This window comes from Collinsella aerofaciens ATCC 25986, from assembly GCF_964237925.1.
Lineage (GTDB): Bacteria > Actinomycetota > Coriobacteriia > Coriobacteriales > Coriobacteriaceae > Collinsella > Collinsella aerofaciens_BJ.
The window spans coordinates 1-1,299 of sequence record NZ_CAXSKI010000037.1 but is presented as its reverse complement, the minus strand read 5'-3'; the positions used below and the strand labels follow the sequence as shown (position 1 = coordinate 1,299).

Annotated in this window: 1 protein-coding gene; it reads left to right on the top strand. The window is 68.7% G+C overall.

The genetic code is table 11. The annotated features are described in order from the left end of the window. Nucleotides 1–1,270: IS3 family transposase (locus ACESWY_RS10235; RefSeq protein WP_373094355.1), on the top strand; the 1,270-nt coding region annotated here is incomplete at its 5' end. Nucleotides 1,271–1,299: the final 29 nt, after the last annotated feature.

Here is a 1,299-nt window from a genome sequence, read left to right as displayed (position 1 = left end):
GGGGGTGCGGACAGAAAGTTGGACCGCGGGGCGGTCCGGACTGGAGGTTCGCATGTACAGCAGGGAGAAGGTCGAGCTCTTCCTCCTGGCGACGGAGGACGGCATGGGGCCGACCGCCGCCGCGAAGTTCGCGGGGGTCTCGGTGGGCGCGGCCAAGAAGTGGGCGACGGGGCACCTCCCGCACAGCTACACCGGGGCGCGCTGTAGAATCGGGGCGAGGAAACCGCCACGGAAGGAGGCCAGCTTGGGCCCCGACAAGTCGATCTACGCCCCGCCGGCGACCGGCCCGCTCGCCGGGCTCAACGAGGACCAGATAGAGAACCTGCTGCTCAGGGCGGTGTTGGCCGACCTAAAAGCGGAAGGGTGGGACCCGGCTTCGATCTCGAACAGGAGCAAGTGCGAGCTCGGCGAGAGATTGAGGCGGGCGACCGCCCTGCCCCTCCGCTCGATCACGGGTTTCTTGAGGATATCGAAGAGCTCCTATGAGTACTGGAGGCCCCGCGTCGCCGCGCCGCGCGACCGCGACGCCGACATACGCGACCGCGTGGTGCGCATCTTCCGCGAGGGCTCGGGGTGCTGGGGGTACCGCACCGTCTGGGCGCGCCTGCGCCGCGAGGGCGTCCGGGCCAGCGAGAAGCGCGTGGCCCGCGTGATGCGCGAGGAGGGCCTCGAGGTCGTCTACAACAAGAGGCGCGCCCGGGGCTACAGCTCCTACGCCGGCGAGGTCTCCAAGGCGCCGGAGAACCTCGTGAACAGGAGGTTCCGCGCCGACGAGCCCAACCGGCTGTGGCTCACCGACATCACCGAGTTCAGGCTCCCGGGCGGCGAGAAGGTCTACCTGAGCCCGATCGTCGACTGCTTCGACGGGATGCCCGTCGCCTGGTCGATCGGGCTGCACCCCGACAAGCGCCTCGCGAACTCGAGCCTGCTCAAGGCCTGCGCGGCGAGGCCGGCGGGCGGGCGCACGACGATCCACTCGGACCGGGGCGGCCACTACCGCTGGCCGGAGTGGATCGGGATCTGCGAGGAGAACGGCCTGGTCAGGAGCATGTCCGCGAAGGGCTGCAGCCCGGACAACTCGGCCTGCGAGGGCTTCTTCGGGCGCCTCAAGAACGAGTTCTTCCACTACAGGGACTGGGAGGGCGTGACGGCCGAGGAGTTCATGGGAAGGCTCGAGGCCTACCTCGTGTACTATCGTGAGGAGCGGATCAAGAAGTCCCTCGGGTGGCTGAGCCCGATGGAGTACCGCAGGAAGCTTGGATACGCCTAGGCGCGGTCCAAGAAATCGTCCGCACCCCC